Source organism: Pseudomonas sp. IAC-BECa141, assembly GCF_020544405.1.
Taxonomy (GTDB): domain Bacteria; phylum Pseudomonadota; class Gammaproteobacteria; order Pseudomonadales; family Pseudomonadaceae; genus Aquipseudomonas.
The window spans coordinates 466,331-490,444 of the sequence record NZ_CP065410.1 but is presented as its reverse complement, the minus strand read 5'-3'; the positions used below and the strand labels follow the sequence as shown (position 1 = coordinate 490,444).

Annotated in this window: 26 protein-coding genes and 1 pseudogene; 23 read left to right on the top strand and 4 right to left on the bottom strand. The window is 60.7% G+C overall.

Annotated elements, in window-relative coordinates; genetic code table 11:
* The first annotated feature begins 2 nt into the window (after window positions 1-2).
* The 19 genes from I5961_RS02225 (at window position 3) to queC (ending at window position 18,044) form a co-directional block, all read left to right on the top strand.
* Window positions 3-257, top strand: a complete 255-nt coding sequence (locus tag I5961_RS02225; protein WP_007947135.1) for an acyl carrier protein — start codon at window positions 3-5, stop codon at window positions 255-257.
* On the top strand, window positions 254-799 hold the full coding sequence (locus tag I5961_RS02220) for a hypothetical protein (protein WP_227234204.1): 546 nt from the start codon (window positions 254-256) through the stop codon (window positions 797-799). Before I5961_RS02225 ends, I5961_RS02220 begins: the two co-directional genes overlap by 4 nt.
* On the top strand, window positions 796-2,475 hold the full coding sequence (locus I5961_RS02215) for an acyl-CoA synthetase family protein (protein ID WP_227234203.1): 1,680 nt from the start codon (window positions 796-798) through the stop codon (window positions 2,473-2,475). Before I5961_RS02220 ends, I5961_RS02215 begins: the two co-directional genes overlap by 4 nt.
* Entirely contained in the window at window positions 2,468-3,202 is a 735-nt protein-coding gene (locus tag I5961_RS02210; RefSeq protein WP_227234201.1) for a glycosyltransferase family 2 protein, read from the top strand. The genes I5961_RS02215 and I5961_RS02210 overlap by 8 nt, the downstream gene beginning before the upstream one ends.
* Window positions 3,199-4,146 carry a glycosyl transferase gene (locus I5961_RS02205; protein ID WP_227234200.1) on the top strand — a complete coding sequence of 316 codons (948 nt, stop codon included), beginning with the start codon at window positions 3,199-3,201 and terminating at the stop codon, window positions 4,144-4,146. Before I5961_RS02210 ends, I5961_RS02205 begins: the two co-directional genes overlap by 4 nt.
* Complete coding sequence (locus I5961_RS02200) at window positions 4,127-5,671, top strand: HAL/PAL/TAL family ammonia-lyase (protein ID WP_227234198.1); 1,545 nt, start codon at window positions 4,127-4,129, stop codon at window positions 5,669-5,671. Before I5961_RS02205 ends, I5961_RS02200 begins: the two co-directional genes overlap by 20 nt.
* The gene (locus I5961_RS02195; RefSeq protein ID WP_085685400.1) at window positions 5,664-6,089 is read left to right on the top strand and encodes an acyl-CoA thioesterase; all 426 of its coding nucleotides are present in this window, start codon (window positions 5,664-5,666) and stop codon (window positions 6,087-6,089) included. The genes I5961_RS02200 and I5961_RS02195 overlap by 8 nt, the downstream gene beginning before the upstream one ends.
* Window positions 6,086-6,688: an outer membrane lipoprotein carrier protein LolA gene (locus I5961_RS02190; RefSeq protein WP_085701093.1), complete on the top strand. Its 603-nt coding sequence runs from the start codon at window positions 6,086-6,088 to the stop codon at window positions 6,686-6,688. Before I5961_RS02195 ends, I5961_RS02190 begins: the two co-directional genes overlap by 4 nt.
* Window positions 6,672-9,011 (top strand): MMPL family transporter, encoded by a 2,340-nt coding sequence (locus I5961_RS02185; RefSeq protein ID WP_085704977.1) that lies wholly within the window; start codon window positions 6,672-6,674, stop codon window positions 9,009-9,011. The genes I5961_RS02190 and I5961_RS02185 overlap by 17 nt, the downstream gene beginning before the upstream one ends.
* Window positions 9,008-10,168, top strand: coding sequence for a sodium:proton antiporter (locus I5961_RS02180; RefSeq protein ID WP_085704975.1), 1,161 nt, complete (start codon window positions 9,008-9,010; stop codon window positions 10,166-10,168). The genes I5961_RS02185 and I5961_RS02180 overlap by 4 nt, the downstream gene beginning before the upstream one ends.
* Window positions 10,155-11,402: an NAD(P)/FAD-dependent oxidoreductase gene (locus tag I5961_RS02175; RefSeq protein WP_227234196.1), complete on the top strand. Its 1,248-nt coding sequence runs from the start codon at window positions 10,155-10,157 to the stop codon at window positions 11,400-11,402. Before I5961_RS02180 ends, I5961_RS02175 begins: the two co-directional genes overlap by 14 nt.
* A complete protein-coding gene (locus I5961_RS02170) occupies window positions 11,399-12,124 on the top strand; it encodes a class I SAM-dependent methyltransferase (protein ID WP_085704971.1) in 726 nt (241 codons plus the stop codon). Before I5961_RS02175 ends, I5961_RS02170 begins: the two co-directional genes overlap by 4 nt.
* Window positions 12,124-12,720: a hypothetical protein gene (locus I5961_RS02165; protein WP_227234195.1), complete on the top strand. Its 597-nt coding sequence runs from the start codon at window positions 12,124-12,126 to the stop codon at window positions 12,718-12,720. Before I5961_RS02170 ends, I5961_RS02165 begins: the two co-directional genes overlap by 1 nt.
* Entirely contained in the window at window positions 12,717-13,913 is a 1,197-nt protein-coding gene (locus I5961_RS02160) for a beta-ketoacyl-[acyl-carrier-protein] synthase family protein (protein ID WP_085704969.1), read from the top strand. The genes I5961_RS02165 and I5961_RS02160 overlap by 4 nt, the downstream gene beginning before the upstream one ends.
* Window positions 13,910-14,377: a hotdog family protein gene (locus I5961_RS02155; RefSeq protein WP_227234193.1), complete on the top strand. Its 468-nt coding sequence runs from the start codon at window positions 13,910-13,912 to the stop codon at window positions 14,375-14,377. Before I5961_RS02160 ends, I5961_RS02155 begins: the two co-directional genes overlap by 4 nt.
* A 4-nt stretch (window positions 14,378-14,381) precedes the next feature.
* Window positions 14,382-15,110 (top strand): 3-ketoacyl-ACP reductase FabG2, encoded by a 729-nt coding sequence (locus I5961_RS02150; protein ID WP_085704965.1) that lies wholly within the window; start codon window positions 14,382-14,384, stop codon window positions 15,108-15,110.
* Window positions 15,110-16,336, top strand: coding sequence for a beta-ketoacyl-ACP synthase (locus I5961_RS02145; protein WP_085704963.1), 1,227 nt, complete (start codon window positions 15,110-15,112; stop codon window positions 16,334-16,336). Before I5961_RS02150 ends, I5961_RS02145 begins: the two co-directional genes overlap by 1 nt.
* A 25-nt stretch (window positions 16,337-16,361) precedes the next feature.
* Entirely contained in the window at window positions 16,362-17,165 is an 804-nt protein-coding gene (locus tag I5961_RS02140) for a hypothetical protein (protein ID WP_085704961.1), read from the top strand.
* Between the two features lie 180 nt (window positions 17,166-17,345).
* Entirely contained in the window at window positions 17,346-18,044 is a 699-nt protein-coding gene (gene queC / locus I5961_RS02135) for a 7-cyano-7-deazaguanine synthase QueC (RefSeq protein WP_227234192.1), read from the top strand.
* A gap of 52 nt (window positions 18,045-18,096) precedes the next feature.
* On the opposite strand, the pseudogene I5961_RS02130 reads toward queC, so the two are convergent.
* Together I5961_RS02130 and I5961_RS02125 are read right to left on the bottom strand one after the other, a co-directional pair.
* Window positions 18,097-18,976: pseudogene (locus I5961_RS02130) on the bottom strand (queuosine precursor transporter).
* Window positions 18,960-19,562, bottom strand: coding sequence for a helix-turn-helix domain-containing protein (locus tag I5961_RS02125; RefSeq protein ID WP_085704958.1), 603 nt, complete (start codon window positions 19,560-19,562; stop codon window positions 18,960-18,962). The pseudogene I5961_RS02130 and the gene I5961_RS02125 overlap by 17 nt, the downstream one beginning before the upstream one ends.
* 340 nt (window positions 19,563-19,902) lie before the next feature.
* On the opposite strand from I5961_RS02125, the gene I5961_RS02120 reads away from it, so the two are divergent.
* Together I5961_RS02120 and I5961_RS02115 are read left to right on the top strand one after the other, a co-directional pair.
* The gene (locus I5961_RS02120; RefSeq protein WP_085704956.1) at window positions 19,903-20,232 is read left to right on the top strand and encodes a DUF6124 family protein; all 330 of its coding nucleotides are present in this window, start codon (window positions 19,903-19,905) and stop codon (window positions 20,230-20,232) included.
* A gap of 73 nt (window positions 20,233-20,305) precedes the next feature.
* Window positions 20,306-20,584, top strand: coding sequence for a hypothetical protein (locus tag I5961_RS02115; RefSeq protein WP_085704954.1), 279 nt, complete (start codon window positions 20,306-20,308; stop codon window positions 20,582-20,584).
* A 202-nt stretch (window positions 20,585-20,786) separates the two neighbouring features.
* Here the strand turns inward: I5961_RS02115 and I5961_RS02110 are convergent, their stop codons facing one another.
* Window positions 20,787-21,170, bottom strand: coding sequence for a type II toxin-antitoxin system PemK/MazF family toxin (locus I5961_RS02110; protein ID WP_085704953.1), 384 nt, complete (start codon window positions 21,168-21,170; stop codon window positions 20,787-20,789).
* A 209-nt stretch (window positions 21,171-21,379) separates the two neighbouring features.
* On the opposite strand from I5961_RS02110, the gene I5961_RS02105 reads away from it, so the two are divergent.
* Window positions 21,380-21,817: an excinuclease gene (locus I5961_RS02105; RefSeq protein WP_085704951.1), complete on the top strand. Its 438-nt coding sequence runs from the start codon at window positions 21,380-21,382 to the stop codon at window positions 21,815-21,817.
* On the opposite strand, the gene I5961_RS02100 is transcribed toward I5961_RS02105, so the two are convergent.
* The gene (locus I5961_RS02100; RefSeq protein WP_085701104.1) at window positions 21,818-22,714 is read right to left on the bottom strand and encodes a LysR family transcriptional regulator; all 897 of its coding nucleotides are present in this window, start codon (window positions 22,712-22,714) and stop codon (window positions 21,818-21,820) included.
* A 114-nt stretch (window positions 22,715-22,828) separates the two neighbouring features.
* Here I5961_RS02100 and I5961_RS02095 point away from each other — a divergent pair, with 114 nt between their 5' ends.
* Window positions 22,829-24,106 carry an MFS transporter gene (locus I5961_RS02095; RefSeq protein WP_085704949.1) on the top strand — a complete coding sequence of 426 codons (1,278 nt, stop codon included), beginning with the start codon at window positions 22,829-22,831 and terminating at the stop codon, window positions 24,104-24,106.
* The last annotated feature ends 8 nt before the right edge of the window (window positions 24,107-24,114 follow it).

Below are 24,114 nucleotides of genomic sequence, written 5' to 3'. Positions count from 1 at the left end.
CCATGCAAACTCGTGACGACATTTTCAACACCCTGCGCGATGCCCTGGTCGAGCTGTTCGAACTGGACCCGGCTCGCGTGAGCCTGGAATCCAACCTGTATCAGGATCTGGAAATCGACAGCATCGACGCCGTCGACCTGATCGATCACATCAAACGCCAGACCGGCAAGAAAATCGCCGCCGAGGAATTCAAGTCGGTGCGTACCGTCAGCGACGTGGTCGAGGCGGTCTACCGTCTGGTTCAACCGGCCGCATGAGCCGACTGTTCGGCCTCGGCCTGCTGCTGGCGGGCCTGCTGTATCCCTTTGCGGTGTATTTCGGCATGGAGCATTTCGCGCCATGGCAGTTCGGCCTGCTGCTGGGCGGCCTGTGGCTGGCCCGGGCGCTGACCGGCGAACGCAAGCCCGGCAGTCTGTGGATGGCCTGCGTGGCGATCGTGTTCTGCCTGCTGCTGGCGGTGTTCGACAGCCCTTTGCTGTTGCGCTGGTACCCGGTGCTGATCAGCGGCTTCATGCTGGTGCTGTTCAGCCTGAGCCTGAAATACGGGCCGCCGATGGTTGAGCGTCTGGCGCGCCTGCGTGAGCCGCAACTGCCGCCCAAGGCGATTCGTTACACCCGCCAGGTCACCGTGGCCTGGAGCGTGTTTTTCTTTTGCAACGGTTTGTGCGCCGCCCTGCTGACACTCTGGGCGCCGCTGAACTGGTGGATGTTGTACACCGGCCTGATCTCCTACGGATTGATCGGCCTGATGTTTGCCATTGAATGGCTGATACGACAAAGGGTAAGAGGTCGCCCATGAACTGGATAAAACTTGAGCAGCTGTTGCTCAAGGATCTGCCGCAGCGCGCAATCACCGTCGCGCCGGCACTCGATCACGCACACCTGCGCGAGCAAGCCCTGAGTCTGGCCGCCGGTCTGCAGGCCCGCGGCGTGAAGCGTCTGGCAGTGCATCTGGAAGATGCCGCCGAGCTTGCCATCGCCCTGCTCGGTGCCTGGCGCGCCGGCATCAGTGTGTTGCTGCCTTCGGATCTGCAAGCGCAGACCCGACAGCGCTGGTCGAACGAAGTCGATCTGTGGCTCACCGATCAGGCCGATGACGCTCGCCTGAGCGATCTGCTGCAACCTCCTCTGCCCGCTGCCGAACTGGATCTCGACCAGTGCCGTCTGAGCCTGTGCACCTCCGGCTCCAGCGGCGAGCCCAAGCGCATCGACAAATCCCTGCGGCAACTGGCCAACGAAGTCGAAGCCCTTGAGCAACTGTGGGGCGCCGATCTGGGTGAGGCCTGCATCCTCGGCAGCGTCGCCACCCAACACATCTACGGCTTGCTGTTCCGCGTGCTGTGGCCGTTGTGCGCCGGGCGTCCGTTCCTTCGCAAGCAACTGGCCTTCCCGGAAGACCTGCAACGCGCCAGCCGCGAGCACCCGGCCTTTGCCTGGGTCGCCAGCCCGGCGCTCCTCAAGCGCATGGGCGACAACCTCGACTGGCCAGCGCTGAGCGTCGTGCGCCGGGTGTTTTCATCCGGTGGCGCACTGCCGGCAGACGCCGCGCAAAGCCTGCATCAACGTCTGGGACAATGGCCGACAGAAATCCTCGGCAGCTCGGAAACCGGCGGCATCGCCTGGCGTCAGGGCGAATCGTTGTGGCAGCCGTTTGCCGGCGTCGAGTTGAGTCAGGACAGTGACGGCGCCTTGCTGATCGCTTCGCCGTATCTGCCCGCCGGGCATGTCGAACACACCGCCGATGCGGCGCGCATTCAGGGCGATGGCCGCTTTGAATTGCTCGGACGGCTCGACCGGATCGTCAAACTCGAAGAAAAACGTATTTCCCTGCCAATGCTTGAACAGGCGCTGGTGGCTCACGACTGGGTCGCCGAAGCACGTCTGGGCGTGGTGCAGGAAAACCGTGCGTCCCTCGGCGCGCTGCTGGTGCTCAGCGAATCCGGCCTGTTTGCCCTGCGCGAACATGGCCGGCGCAGCCTGACCGAAACCCTGCGCCGTTATCTCGGCGACCATTGCGAAGCCCTGGCCCTGCCCCGCCGCTGGCGCCTGCTGCGACAACTGCCGCTGAACACTCAGGGCAAGTTGCCTCAGGCCGACGTCGAAGCCTTGCTGCTGGCGCCACGGCCAAAGGCGCCGGAGATTCTGGAACAGGCCGAAACCGAGGGCGAATGGAACCTGCAATTAAGCGTTCCGCCGGATCTGGCCTACTTCAGCGGCCACTTCCCCAAGGCCCCGGTGCTGCCCGGCGTGGTGCAGGTCGAATGGGCGCTGAACCTGGGTCGGCAACTGCTGAACCTGCCCGGCACGTTCGCCGGCATGGAAGTGCTGAAATTCCAGCAACTGGTGCGCCCCGGCGATGAAATCCAGCTGCACCTGCGTTTCGACCCGGAGCGCGGCAAGTTGTATTTCGCCTACCGCAACGACACCGCCACCTGTTCCAGCGGGCGGATTCTGCTGGGGACTGGCGATGCATAACCCTTGCGCAGTGATCCCGGTCTACAACCACGAAACCGCCATCGGCACGGTGGTCGACGCCCTGCTCGCCGAAGATCTGCCATGCATTCTGGTGGACGATGCCAGCAGCAAATCCTGCGCCGCGGTGCTGGACGCGCTGGCCGAGCGCGAGCGGGTTTATCTGGTGCGCCTCACCGCCAACCAGGGCAAGGGCGGCGCGGTCATGACCGGCCTGCGTGAAGCCGCGCGTCTGGGCTTCAGCCATGCCTTGCAGGTCGACGCCGACGGTCAGCACGACTTGCAGGATGTCGCGCGTTTCATCGAAGAGTCCCGCGCTCACCCCGAGTCGCTGGTCTGCGGCTATCCGCTGTATGACGCCAGCGTGCCCAAGGGCCGTTTGTATGCGCGTTACCTGACCCATGTGATGGTGTGGATCAACACCTTGTCGCTGCAGATTCGCGATTCGATGTGCGGCTTCCGGGTGTATCCGCTGGAACCGACGCTGGGCGTGATCGATTCGGCGCGGATCGGCAAGCGCATGGATTTCGACTCGGACATTCTGGTGCGCCTGGCGTGGCGCAATCAGCCGATGCGCTGGTTGCAGACCAGCGTGCATTACCCGCTGAACGGCGTGTCGCACTTTCGCCTGTTCCATGACAACGTGCTGATCTCGAGCATGCACACGCGCCTGTTCTTCGGCATGTTGCTGCGCCTGCCCGTGATCCTCTGGCGACGGTGGCGCCCATGACCGTCGAGACCGACAAGAAGCATTGGGCCGACCGCGAAGAGCGCGGCAGTTTCCTGCTGATGAAACTCACCGCGTTCGCCGCCAAAGTCCTTGGCCGACGCCTGCTGAGCCCGTTGCTGTACGGCATCGTTCTGTACTTTTTCCTGTTCGGCCGCACGGCGCGGCGCAGTGCCTGGCAGTATCAACAGCGCCTCGCTGACTGGAGCGGTCGCCGCGAACTGCGTCCGACCCGTTGGAGGGTGTTCCGCCAGTTCATGGCATTCGCCGATTCGCTGCTCGACAAGCTCGACGTGTGGAACGGCAAGCTGAAGATCGAGCAGATCGAAATCATCGACCCGGCGCTGCTGCGCAATCAGTTGCGCGGCAGTCGCGGGCAAATGCTGGTGGGCGCGCATCTGGGCAACCTCGAAGTGTGCCGGGCGCTGGCGGAGCTGGGCGAAAAGGTCACGATGAACGTGCTGGTGCACACCAAGCACGCCGAGCAATTCAATCGCCTGCTGGGCGAAGCCGGAGCAACCAATTTGCGGCTGATCCAGGTCAGCGAGCTGGATCCGGTGATCATGCTGCAACTGCACGAACGCCTGGAGCGCGGCGAGTGGCTGGCGATTGCCGGCGACCGCGTGCCACTGCATGGCGGGCGCAGCGTGACCGTGGACTTTCTCGGCCACCCGGCGCCGTTCCCGCAAGGGCCGTGGCTGCTGGCCGGCCTGCTGAAATGCCCGGTCAACCTGCTGATGTGCCTGAAACAGCCCGACGGCCACTATCGCCTGACCCTCGAACCCTTCGCCGACGCCGTGGTGTGGTCACGCCGCGAGCGCGAACAGGTCATTCATCAGTGGGCCACCCGCTATGCGCAACGCCTGAGTCACTATTGCCTCGAAGCACCGTGCCAATGGTTCAACTTTTACCCATTCTGGAAAACCGATGACAACGCCAACTCCTGAGCCGGTCACCTTCGGCGAACGCCCTTTGCGCATCGAAGACGTGCTGGCCCTGGCCAACCGTCAGGCGCCCGTGCAGTTGCAGAGCGACGCGCCTTATCGCGAACGCATCGCCAAGGGCGCGCGGTTCCTCGATTCGCTGCTGGACAAGGAAGGCGTGATCTACGGCGTGACCACCGGTTACGGTGATTCCTGCGTGGTCGCGGTGCCGCTGCATCACGTCGAGGCGCTGCCGCGTCATCTCTACACGTTCCACGGTTGCGGGCTGGGTAAACTGCTCGACGCCCCGGCCACGCGCGCGGTACTGGCGGCGCGTTTGCAGTCGCTGTGCCACGGCGTGTCCGGGGTGCGCATCGAGTTGCTGGAACGCCTGCATGCGTTTCTTGAACACGACATTCTGCCGCTGATCCCCGAAGAAGGTTCGGTGGGCGCCAGCGGCGATCTGACGCCGCTGTCCTACGTTGCCGCGACCCTGTCCGGCGAGCGTGAAGTGATGTTCCGTGGCGAGCGCCGCCAGGCTGCCGACGTACACCGTGAACTGGGCTGGACGCCGCTGGTGCTGCGTCCGAAAGAAGCGCTGGCACTGATGAACGGCACCGCCGTGATGACCGGACTGGCCTGCCTCGCCTACGCCCGCGCCGATTACCTGCTGCAACTGGCCACCCGCATCACCGCGCTGAACGTGGTGGCGCTGCAAGGCAATCCGGAACACTTCGACGAGCGCCTGTTCGCCGCCAAGCCGCATCCGGGCCAGATGCAGGTGGCCGCGTGGCTGCGCAAGGATCTGGCGATCGACGCGCCGACCGCGCCGCTGCACCGCTTGCAGGATCGCTACTCGCTGCGCTGCGCACCGCACGTGCTGGGCGTGCTGGCCGACAGCCTGAACTGGCTGCGTTCGTTCATCGAGACCGAACTCAACAGCGCCAACGACAACCCGATCATCGACGCCGAAGCCGAGCGCGTGCTGCACGGCGGGCACTTCTACGGCGGGCATATCGCGTTCGCCATGGACAGCCTGAAAAACCTCGTGGCCAACGTCGCCGACCTGCTCGACCGACAACTCGCGCTGCTGGTGGACGAGCGTTACAACCACGGTTTGCCGAGCAATCTGTCCGGCGCCAGCGCCGACCGCGCGATGCTCAACCACGGCTTCAAGGCTGTGCAGATCGGCGCCAGCGCCTGGACTGCCGAAGCGTTGAAAAACACCATGCCGGCCAGCGTGTTCTCGCGCTCCACCGAATGCCACAACCAGGACAAGGTGAGCATGGGCACCATCGCCGCCCGCGACGCCATTCGTGTGCTGGAGCTGACCGAACAGGTCGCCGCCGCCACGCTGCTCGCCGCCAATCAAGGCGTGTGGCTGCGCGGTCGCGATGCAGACGCGCGTCCGCTGCCTCCGTCCCTTGCCGCGATGCACGAAGCGCTGGCCCAGGACTTCCCGCCAGTCATCGAAGACCGCGCCCTGGAAGGCGAACTGCGCCTGTGTCTGCAACGCATCGCCGAGCAACACTGGAGGCTGCATGCGTAGTGCCGGAGTGCTTCACGCCGATACAGAAATCCTCGTGCCGTTCTTTGACGTCGACACCATGCACGTCGTCTGGCACGGCCATTACGTGAAATACCTGGAAGTGGCGCGGTGCGCATTGCTCGACAAGATCGGCCACAACTACAACCAGATGGTCGACTCGGGCTACGCCTGGCCGGTGATCGACCTGCAATTGCGCTACGTGCGCGGCGCGGTGTTCGGTCAACGGCTGAACGTGCGCGCCAGCCTGGTGGAATGGGAAAACCGCCTGAAGATTCACTACCTGATCACCGACGCCGAGACCGGCGAACGCCTGACTCGCGCCAGCTCGGTGCAGGTTGCCGTCGAAGTCAGCAGCCGCGAGATGCAACTGGCGTCGCCGAAAGTCTTCACCGATGCCGTGGAAAGGATGCTGCGATGAATGTGTTGGTGAAATCCCTCGGAGCCCTGGCGCTGCTGACGCTGTCGTCGCTGGCCAACGCCTTCGACCTGCAACAGTTGAGCGAGCAGCTGGCGAAACCGGACGTGATCCACGGCCAGTTCACCCAGGAAAAGCACCTGCGCGCCCTGCCACAGCCGCTGATCAGCAAGGGCAGTTTCGTCCTCGCGAAAAACCATGGCCTGCTGTGGCTGTTGAAAACGCCGCTGCAGCAGGACTACCGCATCAGTGCCAAGGGCATCGCCCGACGTGATGCCAGCGGCTGGCAACAGCTGCCGAACAAGAGCGCCGGCGCCGAGCAGAACCGTTTGTTCCTCGCCGTGCTGCAAGGCGACAGCAGCGGCCTGCAACGGGATTTCGAACTGGCCCTGAGCGGCGACGCGCAGCAATGGCAACTGACCCTGAGCCCGCGTTCGGTGCTGCTCAAGCAGGTCTTCAATCAGATCAACATCAGCGGCGGCGCGTTGGTAAACACCATCGAACTGCTGGAAACCCAGGGCGACAGCACCGTGCTGCGCATGCAGGACAGCACCGCCGGCCAACCTCTGAGCGACGCGGAGCAACATGACTTTGCCGAGTGAACGCAGGCTGCCCTGGCTGTTCCTGATCCTGCTGCTGGCCGTCGTCGCACTGGGCGCCTGGCAATGGCGCGACGGCGCGCCGCTGTCGGCGAACCTGATGGAACTGGTGCCCGGCACCCACCCGGACGCCCTCGAAGTGCGCGCCGAACAACGCATGCAGGAGCCGCTCAACCGCGACATGCTGGTGCTGGTCGGTCACGCCGATCGTCAGCAAGCCGTCGCGATGGCCCAGACCCTGGGCGAGCAATGGCAGGCCAGCGGCCTGTTCGAAAAGGTCCAGTGGAACCTGCAAGCCGACCTGCCGGCCCTGCGCACGCAACTGCTGCAAGGGCGGCTGGCGATGCTTTCGGCGGATGACCGGCAACTTTTGACCAAACATCCCGACGCCTTCATCCAGCAACGGGTGCAGGCGCTGTTCGACCCGTTCACCGGATTCAGTCTGGTGCCGAGCCAGGACGACTGGCTGGGCCTGACCGGGCGCATCCAGAACAGCCAGCCGCAACATGGCGCGGTGCAACTGGACATCGGCAGCGGCGCGTTGATCGCCGATGCCGACGGCAAGAGCTGGGTGCTGCTGCGCGCACGCACCACCGGCAGCGCCTTCGACATGAATCAGCCGCTGCAAGTCGCCGCTCTGCTGCAACACAGCCGTGAGCTGGCAGCGAGCGCCAACGTGCAATTGCTGGCCGCCAGCGGCCTGCTTTACGCCGCCAACGGTCAGCAACAGGCGACCCGGGAAATGACCTGGGTCGGCGGTGGCGCCACCGTCGGCATCCTGTTGCTGTTGCTGCTCGCCTTCCGCCGCTGGCGGGTGCTGCTGGCGTTCATTCCGGTGCTGGTCGGCATGCTGTTCGGGGCTGTGGCCTGTGTTGCGCTGTTCGGGCACATGCATGTGATGACCCTGGTGCTTGGTTCCAGCCTGATCGGAGTGGCGGTGGATTACCCGCTGCACTATCTGTCCAAGAGCTGGAGCCTCAAGCCGTGGCGCAGTTGGCCGGCGCTGCGCCTGACCCTGTCCGGGCTGACGTTGAGCCTGATCACCAGCGCCATCGGTTATCTGGCGCTGGCCTGGACGCCTTTCCCGGCACTGACCCAGATCGCGGTGTTCTCCGCCGCCGGTTTGCTCGGCGCCTACCTGTCGGCGGTGTGCCTGTTGCCGGCGCTGCTGAAAAACGTCGAACTGCGCCCGGCGCAATGGCCGCTGCGGCTTGCCGAACGTCTGGTGCGACTGCGGGAAAATCTGCTCGAACACGTCAGGACTCCGGTGTTGCTGGCCCTGCTGATCGCCTTCTGCGTCGGTGGTCTGCTGCAACTGGAGAGCAAGAACGACATTCGCCAGTGGGTCGGTGCCCCGCAACGCCTGACCGATGAGGCGCAGACCATTGCGCGGATTACCGGTTATCAGCCGACCAGCCAGTTCTTCCTGGTGCGCGCCGCCGACCAGCAGCAATTGCTGGAGCGGCAAGCGGCTTTGAGCGAGCGGCTGGATCAACTGGTCAACCTCGACAAGTTGCAAGGTTATCTGGCGCTCAATCAACTGGTCAGCCCGCCGGCTCAGCAACAACAAGTTCGTGAAGCGCTGAACAAGTTGCCGCCGTTCTGGCAGCCGTTGCTGGAGGTCGGGGTGCCGCTGGCGGCGCTGCAGAACGAACTGCAACAGTTGCAGGCCCTGCCCGCCGAAGACATCGATGCCGCGCTGGCCGGCCCGCTCGGCGAGCCCTACCGCACGTTGTGGCTGGGACGGACCGAGGACGGCGTGGCGGCAATGGTCAGCCTGCAAGGCCTGAACAATCCGTCGCTGCTGCGGGTGCAGGCGCTGGACCTGCCGGGTGTGATGCTGGTGGACCGGCTCGGTGATCTGAACAAGGTATTCGCCCAGACCCAGATCAGCGCCGCTGAACTGAAACTCGCCTCCTGCGTGTTGATCGTGCTGGTGCTGATGCTGCCGTTCGGTCTCGGTGGCGCCCTGCGGATCGTCGCCCTGCCGCTGCTTGCTGCGCTGTGCAGCCTCGCCAGCCTGGGCTGGCTCGGCCAGCCGCTGACCCTGTTCAGCCTGTTCGGCCTGCTGCTGGTGACGGCGATCAGCGTCGACTACGCAATCCTCATGCGCGAGCAGGTCGGCGGCGCGGCCGTCAGCCTGCTCGGCACCTTGCTTGCGGCCGCCACCACCTGGCTGTCGTTCGGCCTGCTGGCGGTGTCGAGTACGCCAGCGGTGAGCAACTTCGGTCTGTCGGTGAGCCTCGGTCTGGCCTTCAGCTTCATGCTCGCGCCGTGGGCCGGGCGTCAGGCCCATGCGGTTGCCGTCACGGAGCGTTCAGCGTGATGGTGTGGATTTTCTGGCTGATGGCCCTGGCGCTGTTCTTCGTCGCCACCCGGGTCGGCCGGCATTTCGGGCTGATCCCGATCGTCAGTCAATTGCTGCTGGCCAGCTTCGGCCTGCCGCTGCTGATGTACTTCTGGATCGAACCGGGCTGGCAACTCAACGGCGCCGAACTGATTGCGCCGGGCTGGCTGAAAAACCTCTACAGCCTGAGCTTCGCCCTGTTGCTGGGGCACATCCTCAGCGACGTGATCGACCTGCGCCTGGACCGTCAGAGCGTGAAGATCGCCCTGCCGAGTTTCGCCGTGCCGTTCACCTGCGGCCTGGCGACGGCGTACTGGCTGTTGCCGACGCAGCCGTGGATCAACTCGCTGGCCATCGGCCTGGTGTTCGCCATCACCGCGATCCCGGTGCTTTACCTGTACCTGCGCCATATCGACTATCCGCCTGCCGCCACCCGGCGCCTGGTGCAGACCGCGATCCTGATCGACCTGACCTGCTGGACTCTGTTCGGCCTCGCTCAGGGCAGCCTGCACCTGAGCAGTCTGTTGTTGCCGCTGGGGCTGGCCTGCGTGCCGGTGCTGCTGCGGGTGTGCGGCATACGCCGGCCATTGACCTACAGCCTCGGTTTCTTTGCGCTGCTGGTGCTGGCCGAACACTACAAACTCAACGCGCTGATTTTCGGCATCGGCTATCTGTTGTGCATGGCCGCGCTCAAGGTGCCGCTGGTGTTGCCGCTGCCGGCGCACTGGATGAACCGCTTGCAGACGTGGGTCGCGATTCCGCTGATCCTCACTTTCGGCATCGTGCAGATCGATGTGCACAGCGCCCTCGCCAGCCTTGGCGCTGTGCAATGGGCAGCGCTCCTGCTGCTGCCGGTCGTTAGCAAAATCGTGGGCAACTGGCTCGGCCTCGGCTGGGCCGGCGCGTCGTTCGCGGGCGCCAGCCGCTGGCGCGAAAGCGTGCTGCTGAACATTCGCGGCTTGAGCGAAATCGTCTTTCTCAATCTGCTGTTGCAACAACAGCTCATCAGCCCGGCGCTGTACTTTGCGCTGATGCTGATGGGTCTGATCGCGACGCTGTTGCCGGCTTTCATCGGCCTGCACCGGGCGTCACTGAATCCTATTGCCGTACCCAGGAGCTCGCGTGCCAATCGTTGAAATGGAATCCCGTCAGGTCGTGATCATCGGCGCCGGCCCCTCCGGCGCCATCGCCGCCGCATTGCTCAAGCGCAAGGGACACGACGTGCTGGTGATCGAGCGCCAGCACTTCCCGAGGTTTTCCATCGGTGAAAGCCTGCTCTGCCATTGCCTGGATTTCGTCGAAGAAGCCGGCATGCTCGAGGCGGTGAATGCCGCCGGATTCCAGCGCAAGAACGGCGCGGCATTCGCTTGGGGCGAGCGTTACAGCGCCTTCGATTTTGGTGACACCTTCACCGCCGGCAAACCGACGACCCTGCAGGTACAACGCGCCGACTTCGACAAGTTGCTGGCCGATCAGGCGGCGTTGCAGGGTGCGGAAATCCGCTACGGCGACGCGATTGTCAGCGTCGATTTCGAACGCCCGCGCCCGCAGCTGAATGTGCGTCGCGAGGACGGCAGCGAATACCGCGTCGAAGCCGATTTTGTCCTCGATGCCAGCGGCTACGGCCGCGTGCTGTCACGCCTGCTCGACCTGGAAGCGCCGTCGAATTTCCCGGTTCGCCAAGCCGTGTTCACCCACGTTGAAGACCACATCGATCATCCCGGCTTCGACCGCGAGAAGATTCTCATCACCACCCACCCGCAGCACCGCGATATCTGGTTCTGGTCGATCCCGTTCAGCAACGGGCGCTGCTCGGTGGGCGTGGTGGCTGCCGCCGAACATTTCGCAGGTCGCGATACCGACCTCGACGCCTGCCTGCGCGGATTCATCGCCGAAACCCCGAGCCTGGCCAAAGTGCTGAACAACGCCGTGTGGGATACACCGGCACGCACCCTCGGCGGCTATGCAGCCAACGTCAAAACCCTGCACGGCCCGGGCTTCGCGCTGCTGGGCAACGCGGCGGAATTTCTCGACCCGGTGTTCTCCTCCGGCGTGACCATTGCCATGCGTTCGGCAAGCACGGCCGCCGCTGTGCTGCACCGGCAGTTGCAGGGCGAAGCGGTGGACTGGCAACGGGAGTTCGCCGAGCCGCTGAAACGCGGGGTCGACACCTTCCGCTGTTACGTCGAAGGCTGGTACGCCGGCACTTTCCAGGACGTGATTTTCCACGAGCAAGGCTCGCCGGAAATCCGCCGCATGATCTGCTCGATCCTCGCCGGTTACGCCTGGGACGAACGCAACCCGTTCGTCAGTGAAGCGCGCCGTCGGTTGAAGACGATCTCCGAACTCTGTGCAAGGGACGACACATGAATTACTTGAGCGACAACTACGTCGAGGAAACCCGTTTCGGCTTCTGGTTCCTGCGCAGCCACACCTGGCAACACCATGTGCTGCGCGTGGCGATCAACGATCTGCGCGGGCTGTTCAGCGAATCGTTGCCAGCCAACCCGGTGCTGCTGGATGCCGGTTGCGGCCAGGGCAAGTCGTTCGGCCATCTGCGCCAGACCTTCGCGCCACAGCGCCTGATCGGCGTCGATGCCGATCCGCACAGCCTTGAACTGAGCGCCGCCGAGGCCGCGCGTCAGGGCTTCGACGTCGAGCTGATCGGCAGCGACTGCGCGACGCTCAATGTGCCGGACGCCAGCGTCGACCTGCTGTTCTGTCACCAGACCTTCCATCATCTGGTCGAGCAGGAAAAAGCCCTCGCCGAGTTCTATCGAGTGCTCAAGCCGGGCGGTTATCTGCTGTTCGCCGAGTCCACCGAGGCTTACATTGATACGTGGGTGATTCGCTGGCTGTTCCGCCATCCGATGCACGTACAAAAGAGTGCGGCGCAGTACCTGGAGATGATTCGCCAGCAGGGTTTCGAGTTCGGCGAACAGAACGTTTCGTACCCGTATCTGTGGTGGAGCCGGTCGAAGGATTTCGGTTTGCTCGAACGTTTTGGCCTGCGCCAGCCCAAGCCCTTTGGCCAACGGGAAGAAACCCTGGTCAACGTGGTGGCCCGCAAACCGCTGCAAGGTGATAACTGATGCCACACATCGCATGTGGGAGCGAGCTTGCTCGCGAAAACGGTATTTCAGACACCAGAAAGGTTGAATGTGAGATCGTATTCGCGAGCAAGCTCGCTCCCACAGTGTCCGATGTATGCCGTTTTTTTGTGCTCGTCGTTGTACTGTTCTTGAGTGCCTGCGCCAGTCGGGCGCCGCTGCCGGTTGGCAACCCGAACCTGGCGCTGCCGATGCAATTGCATATCGAGCGGCATCTGGCCGGGCAACAGCAAGACTGGTTGCTGGTGATCCAGCGCGAAGGCCCCGGCATCCGCTGGTCGATGATGGATCCACTGGGCATTCCCCAGGCGCGTCAGCAGTTGATCGACGGGCACTGGCAGGCTGACGGCCTGCTGCCGCCCAACCCGGAAGCCCGGGAACTGTTCGCCGCGCTGCTGTTCGCCCTGACCCCATCGGGCGAACTGTCGCGCAACTACCCCGACGCGCAGCAACAGGGCGGCCAACGTTCCCTGCCGGCGCGCTGGGACATCCGTTACACCCAACCCTTGAGCTTCGAATTGAATCTGCCCCAAGGCCCGCACTATCGCGTAACGCCACTCGGTGAACCGACGTCATGACCGCCTACCTCAATGCCCTCGGCGTGATCTGCGCCCTGGGGCGCGACAAGCAAGCCGTGGCACGCAACCTGTTTGCCGGCGACTGCTCGGGCATGCGCCGCGAGTCCGGCTGGGTGCCGGAGCGCGAGCTGCCGGTGGCCGCTGTGCACGGCGATCTGGCGCCGATTCCAGATGCCTTGGCCGACCAGCGCAGCCGCAACAACCAACTGTTGCTGGAAGCCGCGTTGCAGATTCGCGATGACATCGAGCAGGCGATCCAGACTTACGGTCGTGATCGCATCGGCGTGGTGCTTGGCACCAGCACTTCGGGTATCGACGAGGCCAGTCGCGGCTTGGCGCACTACATTCGGGACCACCAGTTCCCGGCCGATTACGACTACCGGCAACAGGAACTCGGCGCTCCGGCGAATTTCCTCGCCGACTGGCTGCAACTGAGCGGCCCGACCTATGTGATTTCAACTGCCTGCACCTCCAGCGCACGCGCACTGATGAGCGCCCGGCGCCTGCTTGATCTGGGCCTGTGCGACGCAGTGCTGTGCGGCGGTGTCGACAGCCTGTGCAAGCTGACCCTCAATGGTTTCAGTGCGCTGGAAGCCGTGTCGGACGAGCGCTGCAATCCGTTTTCCGCCAACCGAAACGGCATCAACATCGGCGAAGCGGCGGTGCTGTTCGTGATGAGCAAAGAACGCGGCGCAGGGCCGGGCATCGCCCTGCTCGGCGCTGGCGCCAGCTCCGACGCGCACCACATTTCCGCGCCGGAGCCGACCGGCCGTGGCGCGCGGCAATCGATGCAGAAAGCCCTCGATCAGGCCCAACTGCAAGCCGGCGATATCAGCTACCTGAACCTGCACGGCACCGCGACTCAACACAACGACGCCATGGAAAGCCTGGCCGTCGCCGCGCTGTTTGTCGACGGCGTGCCGTGTTCCTCGACCAAACCGATGACCGGCCACACTCTCGGTGCCGCCGGCGCACTGGAAGCGGCGTTCTGCTGGTTGAGCCTGAGTGCCGACAATCCCGACCACGCCTTGCCGCCGCACATCTGGGACGGCCAGGCCGACCCGGCACTGCCAGCGTTGAAGTGGGTGACCGCAAGCGAACGCCTGGCGTCCACTGCACCCCGCTACCTGATGAGCAATTCGTTTGCCTTCGGTGGCAATAACGTCAGCCTGATTATCGGAGACGCCCCATGACCCACTGGCCGCTCGCCGAACTGCTGCCCCACGCTGGCGACATGATCCTGATCGACCGGATCCTGAGCTTTGACGACGAACAGATCCACACCACCCTCACCGTCCGGCCCGGCGGCCTGTTCAGCCTGCCCGACGGCAGCCTGCCGGCCTGGGTCGGCGTCGAGCTGATGGCGCAAAGCGTCGCCGCGTTCGCCGGCTGCCATGCACGACAGAAAGGCAATCCGGTGGAGCTGGGTTTTCTGCTCGGCACACGCAAGTTCGAATGCAATGTCGCGGCCTTTCCGGTCGGCAGCGAACTGACCATCCATGGCCTGCGCTCGCTGGAAGACGACAACGGCATGGGGGTATTCGAATGCCATATCAACGCGCCCGGCATCGAGGCCAGCGCCCGGCTGAACGTGTTCCGCCCGCCGCAGGCGGCGGACTATCTGGAACAAACCCGCAACGAAACCAACAAGGAGTAGAACGATGACTGAATCAATACTGGTCACCGGCTCCAGCCGTGGCATCGGTCGCGCCATCGCCCTGCGTCTGGCCAGCGCCGGCCACGATATCGTCCTGCATTGCCGCAGCGGCGTGAGCGAAGCAAAAGCGGTGAAAGCCGAAGTCGAAGCGCTCGGCCGCAACGCGCGCATCCTGCAATTCGACGTGGCTGACCGCGAAAGCTGCAAAACCATCCTCGAAGCCGATGTTGAAGCCCACGGCGCCTATTACGGCGTGGTGCTCAACGCCGGCCTGACCCGCGACGGCGCCTTTCCGGCCCTGAGCGACGACGACTGGGACGTGGTGCTGCGCACCAACCTCGACGGCTTCTACAACGTCCTGCACCCGGTGATGATGCCGATGATCCGCCGCCGCGCCGCTGGTCGCATCGTTTGCATCACCTCGGTTTCGGGACTGATCGGCAATCGCGGCCAGGTCAATTACAGCGCCTCGAAAGCCGGCGTGATCGGCGCCGCGAAAGCCTTGGCGATCGAACTGGCCAAGCGCAAGATCACGGTCAACTGCGTTGCGCCGGGCCTGATCGATACGGCGATGCTCGATGAAAACGTGCCGGTGGAAGAACTGATGAAAATGATCCCCGCACAACGCATGGGCACGCCTGAAGAGGTGGCCGGTGCGGTGAATTTCCTGATGTCGGCGGAAGCGTCGTACATCACCCGCCAGGTGCTGGCGGTCAACGGAGGCTTGTGCTGATGAAGCGCGTTGTCGTCACCGGCATGGCCGGCATTACCTCGCTGGGCAGCGACTGGGACACCATCGCCGGCAATTTCGCCGCCAACCGCAGCGGCATCCGCCGGATGGACGAGTGGGATCGTTTCAGCGAGCTCAACACGCGCCTGGCCGGGCCCATCGATGATTTCCAGGTACCGGCGCACTGGACCCGCAAGCAGCTGCGCAGCATGGGCCGGGTTTCACGCCTGGCCGTCTGCGCGGCGGAAAAAGCGCTGGCCGATGCCGGCCTGCTTGGCGACGAGTCGATCAAGGACGGGCGCATGGGCGTGGCCTGTGGTTCGTCCACCGGCAGCACCGACGAAATCAAGGCGTTCGGCAACATGCTGCTCAACTCGGTGGCCGAAGGCCTTAATGCCAACTCCTATGTGCGGATGATGCCGCACACCACGGCGGCGAACATCAGCATCTTCTTCGGCCTCACCGGCCGTTTGATCCCGACCTCCAGCGCCTGCACCAGTGGCAGCCAGGGTATCGGCTACGCCTACGAGGCGATCAAGTTCGGACGTCTGCCGCTGATGCTCGCCGGTGGCGCCGAAGAGCTGTGCCCGACCGAAGCCATGGTGTTCGACGCGCTGTACGCCACCAGCCTGAAAAACGATGCACCGCACACCTCGCCACGCCCGTACGACAAGGGCCGCGACGGTCTGGTGATCGGTGAAGGCGGCGGCATGCTGGTGCTTGAAGAGCTGGAGCACGCCCTTGCCCGCGGAGCACACATTCACGCCGAAATCGTCGGCTTCGGCAGCAACGCCGACGGCCAGCACACCACCCGCCCCGAACAAGTCACCATGCGCCGGGCGATGGAACTGGCGCTGGAAGACGCAGGCCTTGCGCCGGACGTCATCGGCTACGTCAACGGCCACGGCACCGCCACTGAACAGGGCGATGTCGCTGAGACCCTGGCCACCAGTGCCCTGTTCGGCGAACGCATGCCGATCAGTTCGCAAAAGAGCTTCCTGGGCCATACCCTCGGCGCCTGCGGGGCGCTGGAATCGTGGTTCAGCATCGAGATGCTCAACCGTGACCTGTACGTGCACACGCTCAACCTCGATGAGGTCGATCCGCACTGCGGCAAGCTTGATTACCTGCGCGGCGAGTTCCGCCAGATGAGCCACGAATACGTGATGAACAACAATTTCGCTTTTGGTGGCGTCAACACTTCGTTGATTTTCCGCCGCTGGCACTGACCGCAACATTTCTGGAGTGAAGGGAATGACTCAGTTTCACCGCATCGCCGCCATCCTGGCCCTGGCTTTCGTACTCGGCGGTTGCACCAGCAAACCGGTATACAACGCAAAGGAAGAGTTTTCCAGCAACCTGGGCTTCACCGACGCGCAGATGAGCCGTGCCATTGTCACGGCGCTGAATGACCGCCAGTGGGTCGTGCAATCGGTACGTCCGGGCATGATCAAAGCCGCCATCACTGTGCGCGGCCGCCATCACGCCGAAGTCGACATTCCGTTCAGCGCGACTTCGTTCGAGATCGACTACCGCAGCAGCTACGGCCTGGACGCCAAGGACGGCAAGATCCACGGTAACTACAATCGCTGGGTCAATCGTCTGCGTGACAACGTACTCAAAGAGCTGTCGATCAACCCGGACATCGAAGCCGTCAATAACCTGGGCATCATCAAGCAAGGCGCCGATGAGCCGACTTACCTGAGCTTCCGTGAAGGCGTCAAACGCGCTACCGACGCCGGCCTGCTCGACGGCAGCGTGAAGTTCTACCTGGCCGGCGAAGTGCTGCCCAACCAGGTGCGCAAACTCGACACCGTCAGCAGTAGCCGCAAGACCAACGGTTCGAACAAATCCGACGCCGACGCCTGCTTCTGGGCGCTGCAATCGGCCCTCGCGACCTTGCAGGCAGCGGCGAAGAAAGCCGATGCGAATGCGGTAATCAACATCGCCAGCGTCGACCAGCGCGACCTGTACAAAGACACCGAAAAATTCCAGTGCCGCGCCGGGCTGGTGGTGTCGAGTGTGGCGTTGCGCGGGGATCTGGCGCACGTGGATTGATTGAGCCGTCGGAAACGACAAAGGGCGCCATTCGGCGCCCTTTTTTCCATCTATTGCACAAAAAACTGCACACAAGGAAAGCTCAGCGTTTCTATTCGGAAAAGTCCCACATTCAGCGCATTTTCTACTCTGTAAGGTCAGTGGTGCCGCGATCAAGCGGCACACCTCAAGGACGAAAAAATGCGTAAAAAAGCGGTAATCGTTTTCAGCGGCGGGCAGGATTCCACGACTTGTTTGATCCATGCCTTGTCAAAGTACGACGAGATTCACTGCGTCACGTTTGATTACGGACAACGCCATCGCGAAGAAATCGACGTAGCACGTCGACTGGCGAAAGAACTGGGTGTGACTGCGCACAGCGTGATGGACGTGAAGGTACTCAACGACTTGACCGTCAGCAGCCTGACGCGTCACAACATCCCCATACCGTCCGCCAATTCATCCGGAAGCGATTTGCCCAACACATTCGTACCTGGAAGAAACATTCTGTTTTTAACGCTCGCGTCGGTTTATGCGTATCAAATTCGGGCTCAGACTGTGATTACAGGTGTCTGTGAAACAGATTTTTCTGGCTACCCGGATTGTCGTGATGATTTCGTTAAAACGCTAAATGAAGCTATCAACTTAGGCATGGAATATGAACTGCGGCTAGAAACGCCACTGATGTGGTTGACCAAGGCCGAAATCTGGGCGCTGGCCAGTTATCATGATCGGCTCGACTTTGTTCGCGAACATACACTGTCTTGCTATAACGGGATAAAGGCTGGTGGCTGTGAGGAATGTGATGCTTGTGCTCTTCGCTCCAAGGGACTAGACGAGTTCCTGAAAAACAAGAAAAAATTCACAAACAGTTTGAGATATCGATTGAGCTTAAGTTAACTCCCCAACGAACAGGAGGAGGAGCGTAATAACGCCCCTCCCCCGATGCCTGCTATGCGACCTTACTCTCCGCAACAAACCTTCTAAAAAGCGACCTTGCTCCGTACGCGGGAAAAACATTGAAAAATGCAAAAAACATTTTTATGGTGATTTGCACCATCACGATTGACAATATTTCATCACTCTCCAGCACACCATAAAAAGCTATAAAACAAAAAAGTACACTATCGATCAGAACTGCAAAAAACGTACTAAAAAAGACACGCAGGAAGAGATACCTAGAATTTGTCAACTGCTTAATTTTGCACAAGAGGTATGAATTAATGTATTCGGAAAACAGAAACGAAACCGATGAGGCCAACAACACCGAGGAAACATGCGATACCACTTCACCATAAGGTTCATCAAGTTTCCAATCCGCCACTCCCGGCATCATTTTTGCCGCACTCAACAATAAGATAATCAGCGCATTGCTCAGAAATCCAAAAAAAAATTGCCCTTCTGGCCAGCTTGAACCCATACAACTCATTCAACATATCGACTACGAGAAAGGTCAGAGGATAGAGAAAAACCCCGGGTGTCAGAACGACGTCAAATTGCTCGATATAGATCAGCTTTGTCGCGCCAATATTCGAGAACACATACAACACCAAGAGCAACAGGTTTAATACAACATAGACCATCCAGGATCGTTCATGACGGTCTGCCAAATCATAGGCGGTCACGGCTGCACTCGTAGAATAATATTTCCTGTATATACTTTTGACCTCGGCCCTGCTGAGATCATCAATCAAATCACTTTTTAGAAGCTCCGCCAATTTAAGCTTAATCAGCTTGCCAGTTGAAACAATCATGACTACAGCCAGCTTCTTATCCGACTCAAAACCCACAAGCTTATACTTATCTCTCATAACTTCAATAGTTTCCGACATTAAACCTTTCCTCTATCAAATCTCCTATGATACGTACACCAACATCGAACTCTGAGCCGGTGACAATTATGAATTTTCTGGTACGCTCGTCATATACAAGCTTTTCATTCTTGCTAATCGATACGCCTTTTCTAACTATCAGAAGGTCACCCACCTCATTGGCCCCGACTATCTCACTCTCCAAAAGCACGCCTATTAGATTACTCGCCGCTCCGAAGTAGTAGGTCAAAGGATGCGATATAGCCAACTCGCCGATCCTTTTATCCAAACTCTGAAGCAGCAAGCTTTCTTTGATGATCGGAACTGCGGCTGGATTCATATTCCCGTGCAAAGAAACAGTGGATTCAATTATTTCCCGCTCTTCAAAATCAACAGTTTCAATCTCCTTGTAAGATACCCCGAAAAAATCCGATATCTTCCGGATCGTAGATTGCTGCACGTTAACCACTCTACCCTCCAGAATATTATAGATAGTTGTCCTGGTTAACCCACTGGAGTTACACAGTGAAATTCTCGTCTCACCTCGGCTTTCTATCAGGTACTTAATATTCCTTTTTAGCTTTTCTGTTTTTTCTTTCTTATGCATTAAATATCTGCCAATCATTTTATAGGTTGAAGCTCATCCGCTACTTGTTGGAATGTTGCAGATTGCTGCCAAACGCTGATGAATTGTACAGCCACAGCAGCATGTTTAAATCAACGTTGAATACTAAACATCGAATAGAAGATAAATCCCACAATATTGAAAGACGTTACCCACAGGCATCCGCAAAGAATCATTTAATTACACAAACGTTCAATTATTTGATTAATAGAAGCGAAATTATTAGTTATAAATACATCCGCTTTCCACGCCCTTCGCTGAGCACCTATGAATAACTGGAAGTGGATGTCACTACTCATAAAAAACCAGAAGGAGTTCCGAAATGAAAAAAATTGATTCCTACCCCACGCAATCGCTAGGTACAAGTAATCCAGCCACGCCCGACCAACTCGAGACCACTGTCCGCGTCACCTCCCACCTCTCGCTTAAACCGGAAACGCTTAGCCACATTTTCACAATCCTTCCGGAGGTCGACACTGAGTCATTGCTTTGCCATGCGTCCGAAAACCTCGCTTCGCTCAATATCATGGCTACGAATCTCGCGGGCGAGGTGGAAGGGCCGCAGCGGAACGTAACGTTGGCTATTCAGCAGCTCACCGTCCTGAGCGAGTTGCTGGTGAATCGGGCGCTGGACAACCTGGATCCTCCTTGAAAAAGAGCCTGCAAACTCACTGAACGCTGACTACCGAGTATCCGCACCTATTACCTAATGGAGTTCTTCTGTCATGGATCGATACAGGCCTATCACCGGAATTGACTGCGAAATACCTTCACTCCTGATCGACACTCAAGCACCACTGGACGTACTTCACGAAATAGCCGCCTATCGCATACGCACTGCGACACAGTTTCTTGAAAATCTGGCGTTCAGCGAGGGCATTTACAGTGAGTTGGCGAAGGTATTGGTCACATCGTTGCGCGATGGCTGTGACTTGTTGGATGTGATCGGGCGCAGATTGCAGGATGAAACTTCGACTCAGGAGGTAATGCAATCAAACCTTTGAAAATGACAAAGGGCGCCTTTCGGCGCCCTTTCACAAACAGGTTGGCTTGTCATCGCCTGTCACCTGTCTGGCTCTGCGATGGCTGGTTGCCCAGGATCCTCAGAGTCTCACAAGCCCCTTTCGGGAACGCCGGCAGTATTGCCTGAAACCTCATGTCGAGCAACGGCTGGCATTTGGCTTCGATGCGCCACTTCCGTTGCCATCACAGTCCCAACGCCCGTCTGACCGCAGTTTTAATGGCGTGAAACTCGTCTGTTGCAAGATGTGAGATCAGGTAAATGCGCTTGCCTTGCCGATCCCGGCTTTTGATCCGATCAAGCCGCGAAAGGCTGACCGTGGCAATCATGTCGCACTTTGCCCAACAAGTCGGACTGGCCCCCTGAAGGTGACTTGCAAGTTCAAGATGGTGCCCAAGCAAACAATCAGGGGCGGTGGTACTCAACGGCACTACTGTTACCAACAGGCTGTTGGTTCGATGTTTACGTATCACAACAACAGGTCTGACTTTGACCATCTCGGGGACTTCATAACCCCTGAAATCGCAAATCAAAACGCTGCCCTCCTTAGGCTGATATCGAAGTGGCATCCGTGACACTCGTTTGAAAAAGAACTGATTTTGCGCAACAACGGCCATATTCCCTAAGACAGTTCCGTTTCTCGAAATGTACGGAGTCGAGCCAACCAAACCTGTTCACCACAACTACACTCGCTCAAACAGGTCGACACACTACGCCTGCCGGAACGGCGAGCCCGGTTGATCACTCGCGGTTCTCTTTCACCGTCAAGGAGATGACCATGCAAGCGAAAGCCCTGATCACCGCCACCCTTATCGGCCTGCTCCCCAGCGCCAGCCACGCCACCAATCTGATGTACATGCCGTTCGAAACAGTCGTGTCGGATGCGATGCGTGCCGGGCGGCTGGATGGCAGTGTGAAGTTTTATCTGGTCGGCAACGGGCCTCAGGGCACTCAGCGGTTGTTGCAGCGCGGAGTGGTCAGTGACTTGAAGACCAACGGCTTCAACAAGAGCGATCACGACTCGTGCGAGTGGGTGCTGCAGTCGAATCTGATTGCGTTGCAGGCCGAAGCCAAGCGTGTCGGGGCGAATGCGGTGACCAATATCGTCAGCTACTACGACCAGCACGTACGCAAGGATCTGAATACTTACGAATGTCGCGCCGGGGTGTTTGTGACGCGCGTGGCATTGAAGGGGGATCTGGTGCGGCTGCCCTGATCAACCGGCTTCAACCTTGCGCGTGAGCAACTCGACGAATGCCTTGGCCATCGGTGATTTCTGGTCCTTGCGCTGCACCAGCCACACGGCCGAAATCGCTTCAGGATCGAGCAAGGGTCGATAAACCACGCCATCGATGCGCATCCGCTGATAGGACGCCGGCAGCACCGACACGCCCAAACCCGCCGCTACCAGACCGATGATGGTCATGGCTTCGCCCGCCTCCTGTGCAAAATGCGGACTGAATCCGGCATCTCGGGCCAGGTTGATGAGTTGCGAGTACAAACCACTGCCGTAGCTGCGCGGAAAAAACACAAACGGTTCGAGGGCCAGTGCCGAGAGGAACAGCCCCTCTTCAGAGCCCTGCGCCAGCGGATGTTTGGAGCTGAGCACGGCCACCAGCGGCTCGCGCATCAGTTCGACCACGCTGAGCGAATCCGGCAAACCCAGCGGCCGCATGATGCCGACCTCGATCGACTCGTCCACCAGCGCATCTGCCACCTGAGTGCTGCTCATCTCCCGCAGGTTCAGATGCACGGCCGGGAAGCGTTGGCGAAACGAGAAGATCGCCTGGGGAATGGTCGAGTTGAATGGCGCCGACGAGGTGAAGCCGATCTTCAGTTCACCCAGCTCGCCAAGTTGCGCGCGGCGGGCCACGTCGGCTGCTTTATCGACTTGCGCGAGCACCAGCCGCGCTTCCTCCAGAAACAGTCGCCCGGCCTCGCTGAGCTCGACCCGACGATTGGTACGCTCGAAAAGCCGCGCGCCGACTTCCTGTTCCAGTGCCTGAATCTGCTGGCTCAGCGGTGGCTGGGAGATACCCAGCACCTGTGCGGCGCGGCCAAAGTGCAGTTCTTCGGCCACGGCGATGAAGTAGCGCAGATGACGCAATTCCATGAACACTCCATTAGGTCGTTAAAACTATCAAACAGGTCGAACAATATATTGGATAGAAACATTAGCCAGCTATATGATTTTTTCACTGCCTGCCCGCACCCTCCGAGGTCCGATGTGAAAACCGCCGTCGCTCCACTGGCCCATGAAGTTCCGCCCGCTGCGGCGGACGATGTGCTGACCGAACTGCAAGAGATCTACATCGAGAAAGGCACGCCCGCGTTCATGCGCACGGTACTTGCGCTGTTCAGCGGCGGCTTCGCGACGTTCGCCCTGCTGTACTGCGTGCAGCCGATGATGCCGTTGCTGTCCCACGAATATTCGATCAACGCGGCGCAGAGCAGCCTGATCCTGTCGGTGGCCACCGGCATGCTGGCGTTCGGTCTGCTGATCACTGGCCCGATTTCCGATCGGATCGGGCGCAAACCGGTGATGGTTGCCGCACTGTTTGCCGCTGCGTTGTGCACCGTCGCCAGTTCGATGATGCCGAGCTGGCACGGCGTGCTGATCATGCGTGCGCTGATCGGGTTGTCGTTGAGTGGTCTGGCGGCGGTGGCAATGACGTACCTGAGCGAGGAAATTCACCCGCAGCACATCGGTCTGGCAATGGGTTTGTACATCGGCGGCAACGCGATCGGCGGGATGAGCGGGCGTCTGATCACCGGCGTGCTGATCGACTTCGTCAGCTGGCACACGGCGATGATGGTGATCGGTGGTCTGGCGCTGATCGCGGCGGCGGTATTCTGGAAAATCCTGCCGGAGTCGCGCAACTTCCGTTCCCGCTCGCTGCACCCACGCAGCCTGCTCGACGGCTTCACCATGCACTTTCGCGATGCCGGCCTGCCGCTGCTGTTCCTCGAAGCGTTCGTGCTGATGGGCGCGTTCGTCACCCTGTTCAACTACATCGGTTATCGCCTGCTGGCCGAGCCGTATCACCTGGATCAAGTGTTCGTGGGGCTGTTGTCGGTGGTGTACCTGTCGGGCATCTACAGCTCGGCGAAAATCGGTTCGCTGGCCGACAAACTGGGCCGCCGCAAAGTGCTGTGGGCCATCATTGCCCTGATGTTCGCCGGCCTCGCCCTGACGATGTTCACGCCGCTGCCACTGGTGATCGTCGGCATGCTGGTTTTCACCTTCGGCTTCTTCGGCGCCCACTCGGTGGCCAGCAGCTGGATCGGCCGCCGGGCGCTCAAGGCCAAGGGCCAGGCGTCGTCGCTGTACCTGTTCAGCTATTACGCCGGGTCGAGTATCGCCGGGACGGCAGGCGGGGTGTTCTGGCACCTTGGCGGCTGGAACGGTATTGGTTTGTTCAACGGCGCGCTATTGCTGGTGGCGCTGTTGGTGGCGTTGAAGCTGGCGAAGTTGCCGCCTTTGGGTGGTGGCGAAAAGGTTTAGCCACAACT